Source organism: Pseudophaeobacter sp. C1-32P7, assembly GCF_041008775.1.
Lineage (GTDB): Bacteria > Pseudomonadota > Alphaproteobacteria > Rhodobacterales > Rhodobacteraceae > Phycobacter > Phycobacter gallaeciensis_A.
The window spans coordinates 65,014-83,020 of the sequence record NZ_JAXGFR010000005.1 but is presented as its reverse complement, the minus strand read 5'-3'; the positions used below and the strand labels follow the sequence as shown (position 1 = coordinate 83,020).

The 18,007-nt window shown below is 62.4% G+C and carries 16 protein-coding genes; 7 read left to right on the top strand and 9 right to left on the bottom strand.

Features of this window, described 5'->3' with window-relative positions; translation table 11 throughout:
- The first annotated feature begins 50 nt into the window (after positions 1–50).
- Positions 51–2,057 carry a hydantoinase/oxoprolinase N-terminal domain-containing protein gene (locus SM763_RS08945; RefSeq protein ID WP_368998276.1) on the top strand — a complete coding sequence of 669 codons (2,007 nt, stop codon included), beginning with the start codon at positions 51–53 and terminating at the stop codon, positions 2,055–2,057.
- A gap of 75 nt (positions 2,058–2,132) precedes the next feature.
- On the opposite strand, the gene msrA is transcribed toward SM763_RS08945, so the two are convergent.
- The gene (msrA, locus tag SM763_RS08940; protein WP_274835181.1) at positions 2,133–2,648 is read right to left on the bottom strand and encodes a peptide-methionine (S)-S-oxide reductase MsrA; all 516 of its coding nucleotides are present in this window, start codon (positions 2,646–2,648) and stop codon (positions 2,133–2,135) included.
- Positions 2,645–3,094, bottom strand: a complete 450-nt coding sequence (msrB, locus tag SM763_RS08935) for a peptide-methionine (R)-S-oxide reductase MsrB (protein ID WP_065271970.1) — start codon at positions 3,092–3,094, stop codon at positions 2,645–2,647. The genes msrA and msrB overlap by 4 nt, the downstream gene beginning before the upstream one ends.
- A 164-nt stretch (positions 3,095–3,258) precedes the next feature.
- Between msrB and SM763_RS08930 the strand changes: the two genes are divergently transcribed.
- Positions 3,259–3,783: a glutathione peroxidase gene (locus SM763_RS08930; protein ID WP_490363272.1), complete on the top strand. Its 525-nt coding sequence runs from the start codon at positions 3,259–3,261 to the stop codon at positions 3,781–3,783.
- A 7-nt stretch (positions 3,784–3,790) separates the two neighbouring features.
- On the opposite strand, the gene SM763_RS08925 is transcribed toward SM763_RS08930, so the two are convergent.
- The 4 genes from SM763_RS08925 to ade form a co-directional block, all read right to left on the bottom strand.
- On the bottom strand, positions 3,791–4,690 hold the full coding sequence (locus tag SM763_RS08925) for a DMT family transporter (RefSeq protein WP_368998275.1): 900 nt from the start codon (positions 4,688–4,690) through the stop codon (positions 3,791–3,793).
- A gap of 165 nt (positions 4,691–4,855) precedes the next feature.
- On the bottom strand, positions 4,856–5,149 hold the full coding sequence (locus SM763_RS08920; RefSeq protein WP_065271973.1) for an HU family DNA-binding protein: 294 nt from the start codon (positions 5,147–5,149) through the stop codon (positions 4,856–4,858).
- 142 nt (positions 5,150–5,291) lie between these two features.
- Complete coding sequence (locus SM763_RS08915; RefSeq protein WP_274838057.1) at positions 5,292–6,758, bottom strand: AMP nucleosidase; 1,467 nt, start codon at positions 6,756–6,758, stop codon at positions 5,292–5,294.
- Positions 6,755–8,557, bottom strand: a complete 1,803-nt coding sequence (gene ade / locus SM763_RS08910) for an adenine deaminase (protein ID WP_368998274.1) — start codon at positions 8,555–8,557, stop codon at positions 6,755–6,757. The genes SM763_RS08915 and ade overlap by 4 nt, the downstream gene beginning before the upstream one ends.
- A 182-nt stretch (positions 8,558–8,739) precedes the next feature.
- Here ade and SM763_RS08905 point away from each other — a divergent pair, with 182 nt between their 5' ends.
- Positions 8,740–9,510, top strand: a complete 771-nt coding sequence (locus SM763_RS08905) for a class II aldolase and adducin N-terminal domain-containing protein (protein ID WP_368998273.1) — start codon at positions 8,740–8,742, stop codon at positions 9,508–9,510.
- Positions 9,511–9,553: 43 nt separating this feature from the next.
- Complete coding sequence (locus tag SM763_RS08900) at positions 9,554–10,753, top strand: hypothetical protein (protein WP_368998272.1); 1,200 nt, start codon at positions 9,554–9,556, stop codon at positions 10,751–10,753.
- A gap of 3 nt (positions 10,754–10,756) precedes the next feature.
- Here SM763_RS08900 and SM763_RS08895 read toward each other — a convergent pair whose 3' ends face one another.
- Positions 10,757–11,695, bottom strand: coding sequence for a GlxA family transcriptional regulator (locus SM763_RS08895; protein WP_368998271.1), 939 nt, complete (start codon positions 11,693–11,695; stop codon positions 10,757–10,759).
- Positions 11,696–11,773: 78 nt separating this feature from the next.
- On the opposite strand from SM763_RS08895, the gene SM763_RS08890 reads away from it, so the two are divergent.
- From SM763_RS08890 to SM763_RS08880, 3 genes are all read left to right on the top strand, one after another.
- The gene (locus SM763_RS08890; RefSeq protein ID WP_065271978.1) at positions 11,774–12,937 is read left to right on the top strand and encodes an acyl-CoA dehydrogenase family protein; all 1,164 of its coding nucleotides are present in this window, start codon (positions 11,774–11,776) and stop codon (positions 12,935–12,937) included.
- A 353-nt stretch (positions 12,938–13,290) separates the two neighbouring features.
- Positions 13,291–15,330: an acetate--CoA ligase family protein gene (locus SM763_RS08885; protein WP_368998270.1), complete on the top strand. Its 2,040-nt coding sequence runs from the start codon at positions 13,291–13,293 to the stop codon at positions 15,328–15,330.
- Positions 15,327–16,127 carry a carnitinyl-CoA dehydratase gene (locus SM763_RS08880; RefSeq protein ID WP_065271980.1) on the top strand — a complete coding sequence of 267 codons (801 nt, stop codon included), beginning with the start codon at positions 15,327–15,329 and terminating at the stop codon, positions 16,125–16,127. Before SM763_RS08885 ends, SM763_RS08880 begins: the two co-directional genes overlap by 4 nt.
- Positions 16,128–16,239: 112 nt before the next feature.
- Here the strand turns inward: SM763_RS08880 and queG are convergent, their stop codons facing one another.
- Positions 16,240–17,292, bottom strand: a complete 1,053-nt coding sequence (queG, locus tag SM763_RS08875; protein ID WP_368998269.1) for a tRNA epoxyqueuosine(34) reductase QueG — start codon at positions 17,290–17,292, stop codon at positions 16,240–16,242.
- Between the two features lie 21 nt (positions 17,293–17,313).
- Positions 17,314–17,979 carry an FtsZ-binding protein FzlA gene (gene fzlA / locus SM763_RS08870; RefSeq protein ID WP_065271982.1) on the bottom strand — a complete coding sequence of 222 codons (666 nt, stop codon included), beginning with the start codon at positions 17,977–17,979 and terminating at the stop codon, positions 17,314–17,316.
- Between the last annotated feature and the right edge of the window lie 28 nt (positions 17,980–18,007).

The window sequence follows — 18,007 nt, the reverse complement described above, 5'->3', positions numbered from 1 at the left end:
GGGCGAAAACGGCGCTAAACCGGAGGCAGCGAACGGAAAAGGATCAGACGATGGCGCTGCTACTCGGTGTGGATACGGGCGGGACCTATACGGATGCGGTGCTGATCCGCGACGAGGAAGAGGTGATCGCATCGGCCAAATCTCTGACCACCCGCCACGATCTGGCCATCGGCGTCGGCGGTGCGGTGCGGGCGGTGCTGGACCAGTCCGGCGTCGCGCCGCAGGAGATTTCGCTGGCGGCATTGTCCACCACTCTGGCCACCAACGCATTGGTCGAAGGGCAAGGTGGGCGGGTGGCGCTGGTCTATATCGGCTTTGCCCCCGAAGATCTGGAACGTCACGGGTTGCGCGATGCGCTGAAAGGCGATCCGGCGCTGGTGTTGGGGGGAGGGCATACCCATGCCGGAAGCGAGGCTGCGCCGCTTGATACAGACGCGTTAATGGCCTTTTTAGAGACTGAATCGGCAGGGGTGAGCGGCTATGCCGTGGCCGGTGTCTTTGCCACCCGCAACCCCGCGCATGAGCTGGAGGCTGCCCGGATCATCACCAAAGCAACCGGCGCGCCAGTCACCTGCTCGCATCAGCTGTCGGCAAAACTCAACGGGCCGAAACGGGCGCTGACGGCGGTGCTGAACGCGCGGCTGATCGGGATGATCGACCGGCTGATCGGGCGGGCGCAACACACATTGGCGGATCTTGGTATCACGGCGCCGATGATGGTCGTGCGCGGTGATGGCGCCCTGATGTCGGCACAACAGGCGCGGGAACGCCCCATCGAAACCATCCTCAGCGGCCCGGCAGCCTCGATCGTCGGCGCGCGCTGGATGACCGGGGTCGACACCGCGCTGGTCAGCGATATCGGCGGCACCACCACCGATGTGGCGTTGATCCGGGACGGCAAACCGGCCATCGACCCTGCCGGGGCACGGGTCGGAGATTACCGAACCATGGTCGAGGCCGTCGCCATGCGCACAACCGGTCTGGGCGGCGACAGCCAGGTGCATATCCAGAGCGAAGGGCTGAACGGCGGGGTGACCCTGGGTCCGCGCCGGGTGGTCCCGGTCTCCCTCATCGCCCATCAGGCGCCGGAGGTGGTGCATGCGGCGCTGGACCGGCAGGTCAACGCAACGGTTGTCGGGGAACACGACGGCAGATTTGTCCGGGCGATCCCAGGTCAGCCGACAAGCGGCCTTGGCGAGCGGGAAGCAGCGCTGCTGGAGCGGATCGGCACCGATGTTCACCCCCTTGGCGCCGTGCTGCGCACCCGGATGGAGCAAGGCGCCCTGAACCGGCTGGTGGATCGCGGATTGGTACAGCTGGCTGGTGTAACCCCGTCGGATGCCTCCCATGTACTGGGCCGTCTGAACGATTGGGACAGCACGGCCGCGGAAAAGGCGCTGACCATCTTTGCCCGCCGCCGCATTGGCAGCGGCGATCCGCTCGCCCCCGATGCCGAAACCCTGGCCCGAATGATCATCGACCAACTGACAGAACAGACATCATTGGCCTTGTTAGAGACTGCTTTTTCCGAGGAAGGAGACACATTCGGATTGCCCGCAGATCAGCTGGCCCGCCATATCCTGCTGCGCAGGGGATTGGAAAATCACCGGGGCATGCTGTCGCTCAGCGCGGCACTGAACGTGGATGTGGTGGGGCTTGGTGCCTCGGCCCCCAGTTACTATCCGGCGGTGGGAGAGCGCCTGCATTGCCGGATGATCCTGCCCGAACACGCCGGGGTCGCCAATGCCATCGGCGCCGTCGTCGGCCGCGTCACCCTGCGTCGCAGCGGCACCGTGACTTCCCCTGCCGAGGGGAAATTCCGGGTACATCTGGAGGATGGGCCGCAGGATTTCAGCGCCTCAGAGGACGCGCTGGCCTTGCTTGAAACCCATCTGAGCCAAGAGGCAGAGAAAGAGGCCCGCGCGGCAGGGGCCGAGGATATCCATGTGCATGTGGAACGGGACATCCGCACCGCCCAGGTCGAGGCGCGCGAGGTCTTCGTCGAAGCCTTCATCACCGCCGAGGCCAGCGGCCGTCCGCGTGTGGCACTGGGCTGATACCCAGAAATAAGGAACCCGCCCTTGCGGCAGCAAGGACGGGTTCAGCACCTTATATTCCGATGATATCAGGCTCTATTCCGCAGCATCGGCCCGTTTTGGCAGCACCCAGTCGGGGCGCGGGAAATGGCAGGTATAGCCATTCGGCAGACGCTCCAGATAGTCCTGATGCTCGGGTTCTGCCTCCCAGAAATCACCGACAGGTTCCAGTTCCGTCACCACCTTGCCGGGCCAGATGCCCGAGGCATTCACATCGGCAATGGTATCTTCGGCCACGGCCTTTTGCGCCTCGTCCACATAGTAGATGGCCGAGCGGTAGCTCATCCCGATGTCATTGCCCTGCCGGTTCACCGTGGTCGGATCGTGGATCTGAAAGAAGAATTCCAGCAGTTCCCGGTAAGAGGTCTTTTCCGGATCAAACAGGATCTCGATCCCTTCGGCGTGGGTTCCGTGATCGCGGTAGGTGGCGTTGGGGACATCGCCGCCGGTATAGCCGACACGGGTCTTGATCACCCCGGGGCGTTTGCGGATCAGGTCCTGCATGCCCCAGAAACAACCGCCGGCCAGGACGGCACGTTCAGGATTGCTCATCTGTTATCCTCCACTTGGTCGATATAGTCGCCATAGCCTTCGGCCTCCATCTCGTCGAGAGGAACGAAGCGCAGTGACGCCGAGTTGATACAATAGCGCAAGCCACCCCGGTCCAGCGGGCCATCCGGGAACACGTGGCCCAGATGGCTGTCACCATGCGCCGAGCGGACCTCGGTACGGATCATGCCCAGCGAGCGGTCTTCCAGTTCGGCCACATGCGCCGGTTCGATGGGTTTGGTGAAACTGGGCCAGCCGCAGCCGGATTCATATTTGTCGGACGATGCGAACAGCGGCTCCCCCGAGACGATATCCACATAGATGCCTGGCGCCTTGTTGTGCAGCAACTTACCCGTGCCGGGGCGTTCGGTGCCGGATTTCTGCGTGACGTAGTACTCTTCGTCTGACAGGGCGGCAATGGCATCTGGATCTTTGGTGTATCGCGTCATGTCGGGTCTCCGGCAAATCGTGGTGAGTCAGTACATGGGCTGATGCAGCGGAAATGCAAAGCGATTATTGCCCATCTCGCGCTCTTGTGCGGCAGCGGGGCATCCCGGAATGATCCAAACCGGTGCCCGTTCCGTAGCCCTGATAACAACAGTGGAGAGTGAAAATGGTTCGAATGTGGGTATTGGCGGCGCTGTTAATGGTGGGGCAGATGGTGCAGGCGGCACCAGTCGGGGGCGTCTTTGCCTCCATCGATGGCGGTAAAATCGACATATCATCCTTCCGGGGGCAGCCGGTTCTGGTGGTGAACACCGCCTCGCGCTGCGGCTTCACCAAGCAATACGACGGGCTGCAAACGCTCTATGACCGATACAAGGACCGCGGCCTTGTGGTGCTGGCGGTGCCGTCGAATGATTTCAAACAGGAATTGTCCAGCGCCGAAGAGGTCAAGGAATTCTGCGCCCTGAACTATGATCTGACCCTGCCGATGACCGATATCACCCCGGTGCAGGGCGATGGGGCGCATCCGTTCTTCCGGGCGGTGCGGGCGGAAACCGGATTTGAGCCGGGCTGGAACTTCAACAAGATCCTGATCGCCCCCGATGGCACGGTTGCGGGCACCTGGGGATCGGTTGCGCGGCCCCTGTCGGGACAGATCACCCGCGCCGTCGAAGCCAACCTGCCGCGATAACAGAAATCTATTCCGCGGGTTTCGCTGCGACTTTGGCCGCTCTGCCCGGCTGACGGGACAATTGCACCGCCAGAATGCCGCCGGTGACAATCAGCACCCCGACAATATCTTGCGGCCCCAGTTTTTCACCCAAAAGAAGGCTGGCGATCGCCACCCCGAAGACCGGGTTCAGAAAGTGGAAGGTGGCCGCACGCACCGCGCCAATGCGGTTCAGCAGCAGCACCCAGATAAAGGTCGCGGCAAGCCCCGGCACCAGCGTAGTATAGGCAAAGGCCAGTGCCAGCGGCAGGGTCGGATTTACAAAGATATCCTCGAACAGCGGCGCCGCGATAAACAGGCAGGCCGATCCGATCAGCATCTGCAACCCGACCACCATCATGAAATTGCCGCCCGATGTGGCCCCGCGCAGGGCCAGGGTTGCCAGGGTCAGGGCCAGAACGCCGACACCGCAAAGCGCCATGCCGAACAGATCGACCCCGGCGCTAATACGGGTGCCCATGATCAGGGCAACGCCGACAACACCGGCCAGAAGGCCGACAATACCCAGGGGTTTCAGACGTTCCCGGAACACCAGCCAGGAGGCCAGCGCAACCAGCAGCGGCATGGTCGAGGCGATGATCGCCGCCAGCGACGCTTCGATCGTCTGCATGGCGACAAAGTTCAGCCCCAGATACAGCGCATTCTGACAAATCCCGAAAATGATGGTCGCGCGCCACTGACCACGGGTCAGCCGCCACGTCTGTCCCATAGCCAGCGCGATAGAAATTCCGATCAGGCCCGAGATCAGGAACCGCACCGCCAGGGAAAACAGGGGCGAAGCATCCACGACGATGATCCGCGCAGAGGTGAAAGCCGAGGACCACATCAGGGCAAAGGTCAGCCCCATGGCGATTGCACGAATGTCCAAAGCTGATCCTCCCCTGAATTGCCCGGACAGTCCCGCAAATGGCGCCGGGGCGCAAGGCCCGCTCACATCACAGTGAGACATCCCGGCTGGTCTTGGGCCCAAAAAGAAAGGGCCGCCCGAGGGCGACCCAAATTCCTGTCAGATCCAAAGAATCCGGTCCGAGACTTATGCGTCTTCGTTGACGCTGTCTTTCAGAGCCTTGGCGATGGTCATTTTGACAACCTTGTCGGCTTCTTTCATGAACTTTTCGCCAGTGGCAGGGTTGCGCACTTCGCGCTCGGGGCGCTCGCGGCAATAGATCTTTCCGACACCGGGCAGGGTCACGGCGCCGCCGTTGGAAACTTCACGCGTGATCAGCGCGCAGACGGCGTCCAGAGCGGCACCAGCTGCTTTCTTATCGCTGCCCATTTCCTCAGCCAGCGCTGCGACAAGCTGGGTTTTGGTCATCGGTTTGGACATTCTTAGCTCTCCTTAAAACTGCCCGAACTGTGGGGCCTCATTGCGTGACATTATCGTTATGTTGTGCGGTAACACAACGCGTAGCGATAGCAAAGATCGTGAAAACAAGCGAATTTCCGCAGAAATTTGGGGAAAACTAGCCTCAGAGGAAGGCCGTTTCATCAAAAGAGCGCAGTTTTCGGCTGTGAAGCCGCTCCAATGGCATGCCGCGCAGCTGCTCCATTGCCCGAATTCCGATCTGCAAATGGCGCGCAACCTGGGTCTGATAGAAGTCCGACGCCATGCCGGGCAGCTTCAGCTCGCCATGCAGCGGCTTATCCGAGACACAGAGCAATGTGCCATAGGGAACCCGGAAGCGATAGCCATTTGCGGCGATCGTCGCACTTTCCATATCCAGCGCGATAGCGCGCGACTGGCTGAGCCGCTGCACCGGGCCGGACTGGTCGCGCAGTTCCCAGTTGCGATTGTCGATGGTGGCGACGGTGCCGGTGCGCATGATCCGCTTCAGATCGTAGCCTTCGAACTCGGTGACTTCGGCCACGGCCTGTTCCAGTGCGATCTGGATTTCCGCCAGCGCCGGGATCGGGGTCCAGACAGGCAGGTCATCATCCAGCACGTGATCCTCGCGCAGGTACGCATGGGCCAGAACGAAATCGCCCAGCGCCTGCGTGTTCCTGAGGCCGGCACAATGGCCAACCATCAGCCAGGCATGCGGCCGCAGCACCGCGATATGATCGGTGGCGGTTTTGGCATTGGACGGGCCAACGCCGATATTAACCAGCGTGATGCCGCTGCCATCCGCCCGTTTCAGATGGTAGGTCGGCATCTGCGGCAGTTTGGCGATGGCTGGAATGTCGGCATCTGCATCGGTGATCTCATGATCGCCGGTGCTGACAAAACTGCTGTAGCCCGAGGCCGGATCGGCCAGCTGCGCGCGCGCATAGGCTTCGAACTCGGCCACGTAGAACTGGTAGTTGGTGAACAACACGTGGTTCTGGAAATGGGACGGATCAGTTGCCGTGTAATGGGCCAGCCGCGCCAGCGAATAATCGACACGCTGGGCGGTGAACAGCGACAGGGGGCCGCTGCCATTGGCGGGCTGATGGGTGCCGTTGACGATGTCATCATTCGTCGTGGACAGATCCGGCACATCGAACACATCGCGCAGGGTAAACCCGGCGGCGCCTTCCTGCGGCACCGTCAGATCGGGACGTGCAGCCACCGCGAAATGCACTGGAATCGGCGTATCGGAGGCACCAATTGTCACCGGCTGTCCGTGGTTCTTGATCAACAACCCGATCTGCTGGATCAGGTAATTGCGGAACAGATCCGGGCGCGTCACCGTGGTGGCATAGGTGCCCGGCATCGACACGTGGCCAAAGCTGAGCCGCGAATCCACCTGCGCAAAGGAAGAAGTGGTAAAGCGGATTTCAGGATAGAAGGCGCGGATGCGCTGATCCTGCGGTCCCGTGTCCGACATCACAGAAAGGAAGGCATCACACAGGAATTCCGTGGCCTGCCGATAGAGCAGCTCCAGCCGCTCCACGGCCTGCGCCGCGTCGGTGAATGTCTCGGGGGCGGGATGTTCAGGCAGGCGAATGGTGGTCATGAAATCGGCTCTAACACGGGGATTTTCTTGAATGTACGCACATCCACCAGCCCCAGGTCCGAAATCCGCAGTTCCGGGATCACCACCAGCGCCAGCAGTGAATGCTGCATATAGGCGTTGTTCAGCTTGCAGCCACAGGCCTCCATCGCCTCGACCATCTTCTGCGCCTTGGCGGCAACCTCGGTCGCGGGGCTGCTGGACATCAGGCCCGCGATGGGCAATTCGACCAGCGCCAGCTCCTCTCCGTCGCGGAACAGGGTGATACCGCCGCCAACCTCGGCCAGGCGATTTGCGGCCAGCGCCATCTGCTCCCGGTCGGTGCCAACCACGATCATGTGGTGGCTGTCATGCGCCACGGTCGAAGCCATCGCCATGGACCCCTGATAGCCAAAGCCCGAGACGAAGGCATTGGTGACGCCGCCCGTGGCCTGATGGCGTTCGACCAGCGCGATCTGGCAGACCTCGCCGGTGCCTTGGACCAACCCGTCGACCACCGGCAATTCCGCCTTCAGCGCCTTGGTCGGGGCCTGGTTCTCCACCACGCCAATCACATTGGCGGTAACCGAGTTCGCCCCCTCCGGCGCCTTCAGTTCAAAATCACCCGCCGACAGCGCGTGGCCCAGATGCACCGTGCCGGTGGCGCTCTCTGGCCAGTCATAGTGCGGGCATTCAACAGTAATAGAGCCGTTTTCTGCCACGATCTGCCCGCGCGCGATCACCAGTTCGATGGGCAATTCGCGCAGGTCCGAGGTCAGGATCACATCCGCGCGCCGCCCAGGGGTGATTGAGCCAAGCTCGCGCTCCAGCCCAAAGTGCGTCGCCGTGTTGATGGTGGCCATCTGCAGCGCGATTACCGGATCGCAGCCGCAGGCGATGGCGTGGCGCACCACCCGGTTCATATGGCCATCGTGCACCAGCGTGCCGGAATGGCAATCATCGGTGCAGAGAATGAAGTTGCGCGGGTCGAGGCCCTTTTCCGTCACAGCGGTGATCTGGCTTTCGACGTCATACCAAGCCGAGCCCAGCCGCATCATTGACCGCATGCCCTGACGGACCCGGGCGATGGCGTCCGCTTCGCAGGTGCCTTCATGATCGTCTGCAGGGCCACCTGCCACATAGGCCGCGAAATCCGGTCCCAGATCGGGAGAGGCATAATGCCCGCCAACTGTTTTACCTGCCCGTTGGGTGGCGGCGATTTCCGCCAGCATCTTGGGATCGGCGTTGGCGACGCCGGGGAAGTTCATCATCTCACCCAGACCGATGATGCCGGGCCATGTCATCGCCTCGGCCACGTCTTCGGCGGTGATCTCATATCCGGTGGTTTCCAGCCCCGGCGCCGACGGCGCGCAGCTGGGCATCTGGGTGAAGATATTGACCGGCTGCATCAGCGCCTCGTCATGCATCATACGCACGCCATCAAGGCCCAGAACATTGGCAATCTCATGCGGGTCGGTGAACATCGAGGTGGTGCCATGCGGGATCACCGCGCGGGCAAATTCCGCCGGGGTCAACATGCCGGATTCGATATGCATATGGGCATCGCACAGGCCGGGAACCATAAAACGACCGTTGGCCTCGATCACCTCTGTCTCCGGTCCGGTGCAGTAAGAGGCGTCCGGCCCGACATAGGCAATGCGCCCCGCGACGATGGCGATGTCGTGCCCGTCCAGCACTTCACGGGTGTGGACATTCACCCATCTGCCCTGACGGATCACCGTATCTGCGGGCGCGCGGCCTGCGGCGACTTCGATCAGTTTCGGGGCGGAATCGGGCCAGTTGGGAAATGCGGTCTGTGTCATGCGCCAATTGTTCTGATTGCGCTCACAAGTGCAAGGGCCGAAGGCATCCTGTCATCAAAGGATCACCTTCTGCACAAAGCGAAAAATCCCCCTTGCCACTTCCCTGTCGGCGGAGGAGGCTGGGGCAGGATGATCAATGAGCCCTGAAACAGGCTCTAATTTGGATATATGAAGAGGTTCCCATGACCGTCACGGATCTGCGCCCCGATGTCGACCGGCAGAATATAGAACACTGGCAGGAGCGGGTGGACCTTGCAGCGACCTTCCGCTGGACCGAGCGGCTCAATATGCACGAAGGGGTGGCGAACCATTTCAGCCTCGCGGTGAACCCCGAAGGCACGCGGTTCCTGATGAACGCCAACCAGATGCATTTTGCCCGCATCACCGCCTCGAACCTGTTGCTGCTGGATGCGGATGATCCGGCCACGATGAACCGGCCCGATGCACCCGATCCCACCGCCTGGGGGCTGCATGGCTCGATCCACCGCCTGTGCCCGCACGCGCGCTGCGTGATGCATGTGCATTCGATCTTTGCCACGGTTCTGGCCTCTCTCGCCGACAGCAACCTGCCTGCCATCGACCAGAACACCGCGACCTTCTACGACCGTTACGTGATCGACGATGGCTATGGCGGTCTTGCCTTCGAGGATGAAGGCGCCCGCTGCGCCGCCATGCTCACCGATCCCAAGAAGAAGGTGATGATCATGGGCAACCATGGCGTTCTGGTGATCGGCGACACGCCCGGCGATACCTTCAACCGGCTCTACTATTTCGAACGCGCGGCCGAGACCTATATCCGCGCCCTGCAGACCGGCCAGCCGCTGCGCTATCTGTCGGACGAAGTCGCCGAAAAGACCGCCGCCGAGCTGGACGCCTATCCCGGTCAGGCCGAAGCGCACATGCGCGAGATCAAGGCGGTACTGGACAGCGAGGGGGCAACTTACGCAAGCTGAGGCGGGGCCTGTCCCCGCATGAGTTGTTGATGAGGGCTGCCCGATGCATGCGATTGCCGATACCACCCGTCTGACGGCAGAGGGCGTGATCACCGCCGATCAGGCCCGCATCATCGAAAGCCGCGCCCGCGAAGCGATGATCACCCTCGGGGTCAACGTGATCCTGTGCCTTGGGATCCTCGCGGCGACGGGCGGCTTCATCTTCTGGCTGGCCGACCCGCTGCCGGTGGCGATTGCGGGCCTGTTGATGACCCTCACCGGGCTGGCGATCCTGGCCCGGGGGGGCGAGATGTTCCACATGTTCGGCAATGCTGCCACGCTGATCGGCGCAGGCATGCTGATCGGTGGCGCCACGCTGGAACTGATGGACAATTACGAAGAGATCGCGGGCTGGGTCCTGTGGCCCGTGGGTGGTTTGCTGCTGGCAGTTCTTGCCCTGCGGTACTGGCGCGGCGGGCTGTCGTCGCATTTCGTGCTGGGGGCACTGATCCTGATGGCGCTGGCCGTCCATATCATCGGGATCGAAGCGCTGAGCAGACAACACGATATCGGTTCTCCGCTGCGCAACTTTGAGATGCTGTATTATGCGGCGCTGCTGGCGGGGATCGGCGCGCTGATCGACGTGCGGCTGGTCACCGCTTTTGCTCTGGCGCCTTTTGCTCAGGCGCTGGAAACGGGCAGCGCCTATTTCCACGCCGCCTACGTGTTCTATTCCCCGGAACCTACCCTATCGATTCTGCAGATGTCTGCGCTGATCGCCCTGTGCCTGTGGCTCACCCGCAGCCAGCCGGAACGCATTGCGCGGCATCTGCGCATTCTTGTCATGCTGGCCTTTGTGGTGGCCAACCTCTGTGCGCTGGTCGGTTCGCTCTGGGGGGATTTCGTGGGCGAAACCATCTGGGGGCCGGGACGCTATTACGGCAGCGTTCATCAGGACTGGGACAGCTTCAATGCCGCGCGCACCGCGTTCCGGGACACTGCGCTGGAGCTGTCGGCCAATCTCTATTCCATCCTCTGGGCACTGGCGCTGGCGGGCATGGTGGTCTGGGCGGCGATGCGCAACGAACGCGGTCTGTTCAATGCGTCGCTGACCTTTGGCGGCATCCACGCCTATACCCAACTGTTCGAGAGCTTTGCCGATGAACCGCTGGCCTATGTGATCGGCGGGCTGGCAGCGGTTCCGCTGGCCTGGGGGATCTGGCGGCTGAACCTGTGGATCACTGCCCGGCAAGCGGCCCCGTGACCCCTACCCCCGGCGCATCTGGCGCGGGGTGCTGCCGAATTCCTGCCGGAAGGCACGTGTCATGGCGCTGGGATCCTCATAGCCGCAGCGCAGGGAAATCTCGGCCACGCTGAGCGTGGTTTCCAGCACCAGTTTGCGCGCCTGTATCAGCCGCAGCCTGCGATAGACCGCTTGCGGCGGCGCGCCCAGTTCCGCCTTCATCCGCGCCTCCAGATCCTTTTGACTGCGGCCCACCCGGCGGGCGACCTCTCCGATGGGCAACGGCATCTCCAGATTCGCCTGCATCAAGTCGATGGCCCGCACCAACGACCGGCTGCGGGCCAGTGGGATAACCTGACCGCCAGTGGCCTCCGGGCTCATGAACAGCGCCGCAAGCTCCAGCCGCAGCGCTTGGCCGTGGCGTTCCGCGATCAGATCCAGCATCAGCTCGAAGGCAGCCAGCGCGCCAGAACAGGTGACCCGATCCCCGTCCCGCACATAACGCAGCCGCTGCGCATCGACCGAGGGGAAGGCCTCGGTGAAACCCTGCAACTCTTCCCAGTGGATGGTGGCCCGGTGCCCGTCCAATAGCCCCGCAGATGCCAGCAGCCAGGCCCCGGCATCAAACCCCGCCATCACCGTGTAGCGCCGCGCCGCTGCCCGCAGCCCGCGCAGCGCCTTATCGGTGGCCAATGGCCGGTAATGATAGCTGGGCATGGCGATCAGCATGTCGCCGCCGTATTCAGCGAGCCGCCCGCGCGCGTTGACCTCCATCCCCGCCGACGACACCGCCGTGCCGCCCTCCAGCGTCAAAAAGCGCCAATCGTAGATCTGCCGCCCGGCCAGCGTATTGGCCGCGCGCATGGGCTCGACTGTATTGGCCAAACAGTGACCCGAGAAATCATCAAACAGCAGCACATCCACCTGCTGCGGTGCGGCGCGATCTTTCACCCAACTTTGCATGGTTTTCTCCATTTACGCATGAAACCTACCTATACTCCGCGTAGTCTCCCGGACAAGCGAACAAGAAGGATTCCGCAGATGCAGTTTGGGATGACCGAAGAACAGTCGATGATCGTCGACACCACCCGCGCCTTTGTCGAAAAAGAGCTGTACCCGCATGAGCTTGAGGTGGAGCGCAGCGGTCATCTGCCGATGGAGCTGATCAAGGAGCTGCAGGCCAAGGCGATGGAAGCGGGTCTTTATGCCGCCAACATGCCGGAAGAGGTGGGTGGCGCCGGGCTCGATACGCTCAGCTGGCTGATGTACGAAAAGGAACTGGGTCGCGCCAACTACGCGCTGCACTGGACCTGCGTTGCGCGCCCGTCGAACATCCTGCTGGCCGGCACGGATGAGCAGAAGGAAAAGTACCTCTACCCCTGCATGAAGGGCGAAAAATGGGATTGTCTGGCAATGACAGAGCCGGGCGCCGGGTCCGATCTGCGCGGCATGACCGCCACGGCGCGGGCGGATGGGGATGATTACATCCTCAACGGCACCAAGCATTTCATCAGCCACGCCGATATTGCCGATTTCGCCATCGTCTTCATGGCCACGGGTGAAGAGGATACCCCGCGCGGGCCGAAAAAGAAGATCACCGCCTTTTTCGTCGACAAGGGCACGCCGGGCTTCAGCGTGCGCGACGGCTACCGCAATGTCAGTCACCGCGGCTATACCAACGCGGTGCTGGAATTCGACGATTGCCGCCTGCCGAAATCCGCCATTCTGGGTGAGGTGGACAAGGGGTTTGAGGTTGCAAACACTTGGCTAGGCGCAACGCGACTGCAGGTTGCGGCCACCTGCCTTGGCCGCGCTGAACGCGCCTTGCAGCACGCGGTGGAATACTCCGCCGAGCGTAAGCAATTCGGCCAGCAGATCGGCAAATTCCAAGGCGTGTCCTTCAAACTGGCGGATATGGCGACCGAGCTGAAGGCAGCAAACCTTCTGACTTGGGAGGCAGGCTGGAAATTCGATCAGGGCAGCGTCACCGAAAGCGACATGTCCATGGCGAAACTGAAGGCGACTGAAATGCTGGCCATGGTCGCGGATGAGGCGATCCAGATTCACGGCGGCATGGGCCTGATGGACGAACTGCCGCTTGAGCGTATCTGGCGCGATGCCCGGGTTGAACGGATCTGGGAAGGCACCAGCGAAATCCAGCGCCACATCATCAGCCGGGAGTTGCTGCGTCCTCTGGGCGGGTAACCCCCGGTGGTGAAGACCATATTTCCCTGCTACCGGCCGTTTTTCACTCATTGGATGAGCACCGGATTTGGGTCAGATTTCGCGACCTGTTTACGGTACGCCTCTGTCGCAGACCTGATACCGTCGGGTTCCTGTGCAACCAAAGTGCAGCGATCTCCCGGGAAAAAAGGCAGTTCAAAAACGACAACCCCCCGGACCCAAAAGGAACCGGGGGGCGTTCTGAAATCGCGGTCTAAAGCATCCCTACTCAATCCGCACAACCATAAAGGGATCATTTCGTTAATGAAACATTATCAGCGCGGCTATAATTCCGCCCTTGGCCCAAAATTTTTCAGTTTGCATGGGGTTTCAGCATGACTCCGCGCCTGTCACGACTGTTGCGGCCCGAAACAATCGCCGTCATTGGCGGCGGCGACTGGTGTCGGCTGGTGGTTGAGCAATGCCGGTCGATGGGATTCGCTGGCCAGATCTGGCCGGTTCACCCCAAGGCCGAAGAGATTGCAGGTCTGCCCGCCTATGCATCGGTGGCGGATCTGCCCGCTGCACCGGATGCCAGTTTCATCGGGGTGAACCGCTTTGCCACCGTGGATATCGTCGCCGACCTTGCCGCCCGGAATGCCGGCGGCGCGGTCTGTTTCGCCTCCGGTTTCCTCGAGGCCCAAGCCGAGGATGCCGAAGGCGCTGACCTGCAGGCCCGATTGCTGGAGGCCGCAGCCGAGATGCCGATTCTCGGACCGAACTGCTATGGCTTCATCAACTATCTGGACGGCGCGCTTTTGTGGCCGGACCAGCATGGCGGGCAACCCACAGACAGCGGTGTGGCCATCGTTACCCAAAGTTCGAACATCGCCATCAACCTCACCATGCAGCAACGTGGTCTGCCCCTTGCCTATGTGGTGACAGCGGGCAATCAGGCCCAGTCCGGCATCGCCGACATTGGCGCCGCCCTGCTGGAAGACGACCGGGTGACGGCCCTTGGTCTGCATATCGAAGGCTTTGGCGATCTGCGGGCCTTCGAGGCCCTCGCCCAGCGTGCCCGGGAGCTGGGCAAACCCATTGTTGCCCTCAAGGTTGGAAAATCAGCCGAGGCCCAGGCAGCGACCGTCTCCCATACCGCATCGGTCGCCGGGGGGGATGCAGGGGCTGCGGCGCTGCTCGCCCGCCTTGGCATTGCGCGGCTCGATGATCTCTCTTCTTTCCTTGAGACGCTGAAACTGCTGCACGTCACCGGGCCTCTGACCTCAAACCGGATCGCCTCGATCAGCTGTTCTGGCGGCGAGGCCAGTCTGGCGGCGGATACGGCCCATGACCTTGATGTGGTCTTTCCGCCGCTGAACGAGCGCCAGACGACCAACCTGCGCGCGGCGCTGGGACCGATGGTGGCACTGGCCAACCCGCTGGATTACCACACCTATATCTGGCGCGACGTCGATGCGATGACCCGCGCCTTTTCCGCGATGATGGACCCATCGCTGGCGATGACCCTGCTGATCGTCGATTTCCCGCGTCCCGATCGCTGCTCGGCCGCGGACTGGGACTGCGCGATTGAGGCCGCGATTGGCGCCCGCCAGCAGACTGGCGCCAATGTGGGGATGGTAGCCTCCCTGCCCGAATTGCTGCCCGAGGAGGTCGCGGCGCAGCTGATGGCGGCAGGCGTGGTGCCCTTCTGCGGATTACGCGAAGCGATCATCGCCTGCGAAGCCGCCGCAGGATCCCCTCTGCCCGCTGCCGAGCCGCTGTTGCTGCCCACGCCGACGGTGGATCCCGATCTGATCCCTGAGGCCGAAGCCAAGCGGTGCCTTGCGGATTACGGACTGCGCATCCCGAAATCCCATCGCGCAAAAACACCGGGCGCAGCGCGCGCCAGCGCAGCCGACATTGGCTACCCGGTAGCGCTGAAAGGTGAAGGCGTTGCCCACAAGACCGAGGCGGGCGCCGTGGTTCTGAATCTGATGTCCGGCGGCGCCGTAAGCGCGGCCGCCGAGCAGATGCCTGCCTCCTCCTTCCTGGTCGAAGAAATGATCACGGATGCGGTGGCCGAACTGCTGATCGGCGTGGTGAAGGATCCTGCACATGGCTTTGTCCTGACCCTGGCTGCTGGTGGCACCCTGACCGAATTGATGCAGGACAGCGTCTCGCTGCTGCTGCCCGCCAGCGACACGGCCATCGAGGCTGCGCTCAGCTCCCTGCGGATCGCCCAGGTGCTCGACGGCTATCGGGGCAGACCCGCCGCCAACCGCGCGGCCATCCTGCGCGCCGTTCGCGCGGTCGGCTCTTATGTGCTGGACCACGCCGAAGGACTGGAAGAGATTGAGATCAACCCGCTGATTTGTACCGCCGACGATGCCATCGCGGCGGATGCGCTTATGCGCAGAAAGGACTGGATGAGATGACCGACACAGATACCGCACAGAGCCCCGTCAAAACCCGCCGCGAAGGCGCCATCCTTGAGGTGACGCTGGACCGACCAAAGGCCAACGCCATCGACCTGAAGACCAGTGTTGTCATGGGCGAGGTGTTCCGCGAATTCCGCGATGATCCCGAATTGCGCGTGGCCATCGTGACAGGTGGCGGTGACAAGTTCTTCTGTCCCGGCTGGGATCTGAAGGCTGCCGCTGATGGCGATGCCGTCGATGGCAACTACGGCGTTGGCGGTTTCGGCGGCCTGCAGGAAATGCGCGAGATGAACAAGCCGGTGATCGCAGCCGTGAACGGCATTGCCTGCGGCGGCGGGCTGGAACTGGCGCTGTCGGCGGACATGATCCTTGCTGCCGATCACGCCACCTTTGCCCTGCCGGAAATCCGCTCGGGAACAGTGGCCGACGCGGCCTCGATCAAATTGCCCAAACGCATCCCCTATCACATCGCCATGGAGCTTTTGCTCACCGGGCGCTGGTTCGACGCAGAAGAGGCGAACCGCTGGGGTCTGGTGAATGAAATCGTCGCCGCCGATCAGCTGATGGACCGTGCCTGGGAACTGGCTCGGCTGCTCGCCTCGGGGCCGCCGCTGGTCTATGCGGCGATCAAGGAAATCGTGCGCGATGCCGAAGATTCCAAGTTCCAGGACGCGATGAACCGGATCACCCAGCGGCAATTGCGCTCGGTCGATGTGCTCTATGACAGCGAAGACCAGATGGAAGGCGCCCGCGCCTTTGCCGAAAAACGCGATCCGGTCTGGAAAGGCCGCTAAAGCTTTTCGGGCTGAGCCTGAAACAATGGATCAACTGAGGCATGTCACCTAATCGCCCGCCATGCGGCGGGCGGACGCGTGCCTGCCGCGGAGGCGACAGGCGTGAAAAGCTTCAACTCCCTTTGATGCGCTGCACCGCCCAGCGCGCGGCATCGGCGACCACGGGATCCGCATCCTCGGTCAGCCGCGCCGCCACCGGGCCAAGGGCGGGATCGCCAGAATTGCCGATGGCATATAGAACATTGCGCACAAACCGATCCCGCCCGATCCGCTTGATCGGCGAGCCCGAGAACATCGCCCGGAACGCCGTATCGTCCAGCGCCGCCAAATCGGCCAGACGCGGCGCGCTGAGCCCCTCGCGGGCGGCATAACGCATGTCGCTGGCTGCAACCGCGAATTTGTTCCACGGGCAAGCGGCCAGACAATCGTCACAGCCATAGATCCGGTTGCCCATCTTGCCGCGCAGCTCTTCGTCGATCGGGCCTTTGTACTCGATCGTCAGATAGGAAATGCAGCGCCGTGCATCCAGTTGATAGGGCGCGGGAAAGGCATCTGTCGGACAGGCCGCAAGACAGGATCGGCAAGACCCGCAATGATCCCGCTCTGGCGCATCGACCGGCAGCTCCAGCGTGGTAAAAACAGAGCCTATGAAGGCCCAGTTGCCCCAATCCCGGCTGACCAGATTGGTATGTTTACCTTGCCAGCCCAGCCCGGCCGCCTGCCCCAGCGGCTTTTCCGGCACCGGCGCAGTATCGACAAAAACCTTCACCTCGGCAGGATCGCCCGCCTTCTCCGCCTCGGCAATCAGCCAGCGGGCCAGACGTTTCAGGCGTTTCTTGACCAGATCATGGTAATCCTTGCCACGCGCATAGACCGAGACCGCGCCCCGGTCAGGCTGGTCCACAACCGCCATTGGGTCTTCGTCGGGGGTATAGCTTTCGGCGAGCATGATCACCGATTTCGCCTCGGGCCACAGCTGCGCCGGATCACCGCGCCAATGGCTACGCTCCGCCATCCAGCCCATCTGCCCGTGATACCCCGCCTCCAGAAAGGCCTGCAGCCGCGCGGGCACCTCGGGCACATCCCCCGGGCGGCAGATCCGGCAGGCGACGAACCCTTCGTCCAGCGCCTGGCGGATCAGCTTTTCCTTCAGGGCAGCGCTCATGCCAACACCGGCAGGCGCAGATCAAAAATCGAGGTCGGCATAATGCGGCGGCGGCCGGAAGCCGGGGATCTGATCAGCCAGGATCGACCGGAATGCCGGGCGCGACTTGATCTTGGCATACCAATCCTTCACGGCGGCAGAGCGGTTCCAATCCACATCGGAGATATAATCGAGCGATGACAGATGCGCGGCGGCAGCAAAATCCGCCAGCGTCATGCTGTCCCCCGCCAGCCAGCGCCGGTGGTCCAGCAGCCAGGCCATGTAATCCAGGTGATACTTGATCGCCCGGGCGCCAGCCTTGACGTTGCGGCTGTCGGGATAGCCTTCGCCGGTGACCTTCTTGTTGACCCGCTCATACAGCAGTTTCGAGGTCACCTCGTGGTGGAACTTGTCATCGAACCAGCTGACCAGACGGCGCACCTCATAACGGCCATCGGGATCAGAGGGCATCAGCGACGGTTCGGGGCGGCTTTCCTCCAAGTATTCGCAGATCGCCGCGCTTTCCGACATCATCTTGCCATCAAGACGTACCACCGGAACCTTGGCCGCCGGGTTGCGCCGCAGGAAATCGGGATCTTTCTCCCAATAGCGTTCTTCGACCAGTTCGACCTCGATCTTCTTTTCCGCCAGCGACAAGCGGACCTTGCGACAAAACGGTGAGAGCGGGACATGATACAGGCGTGCCATTGGCGGGTGGAGTCTCCTGAAGCGTGCG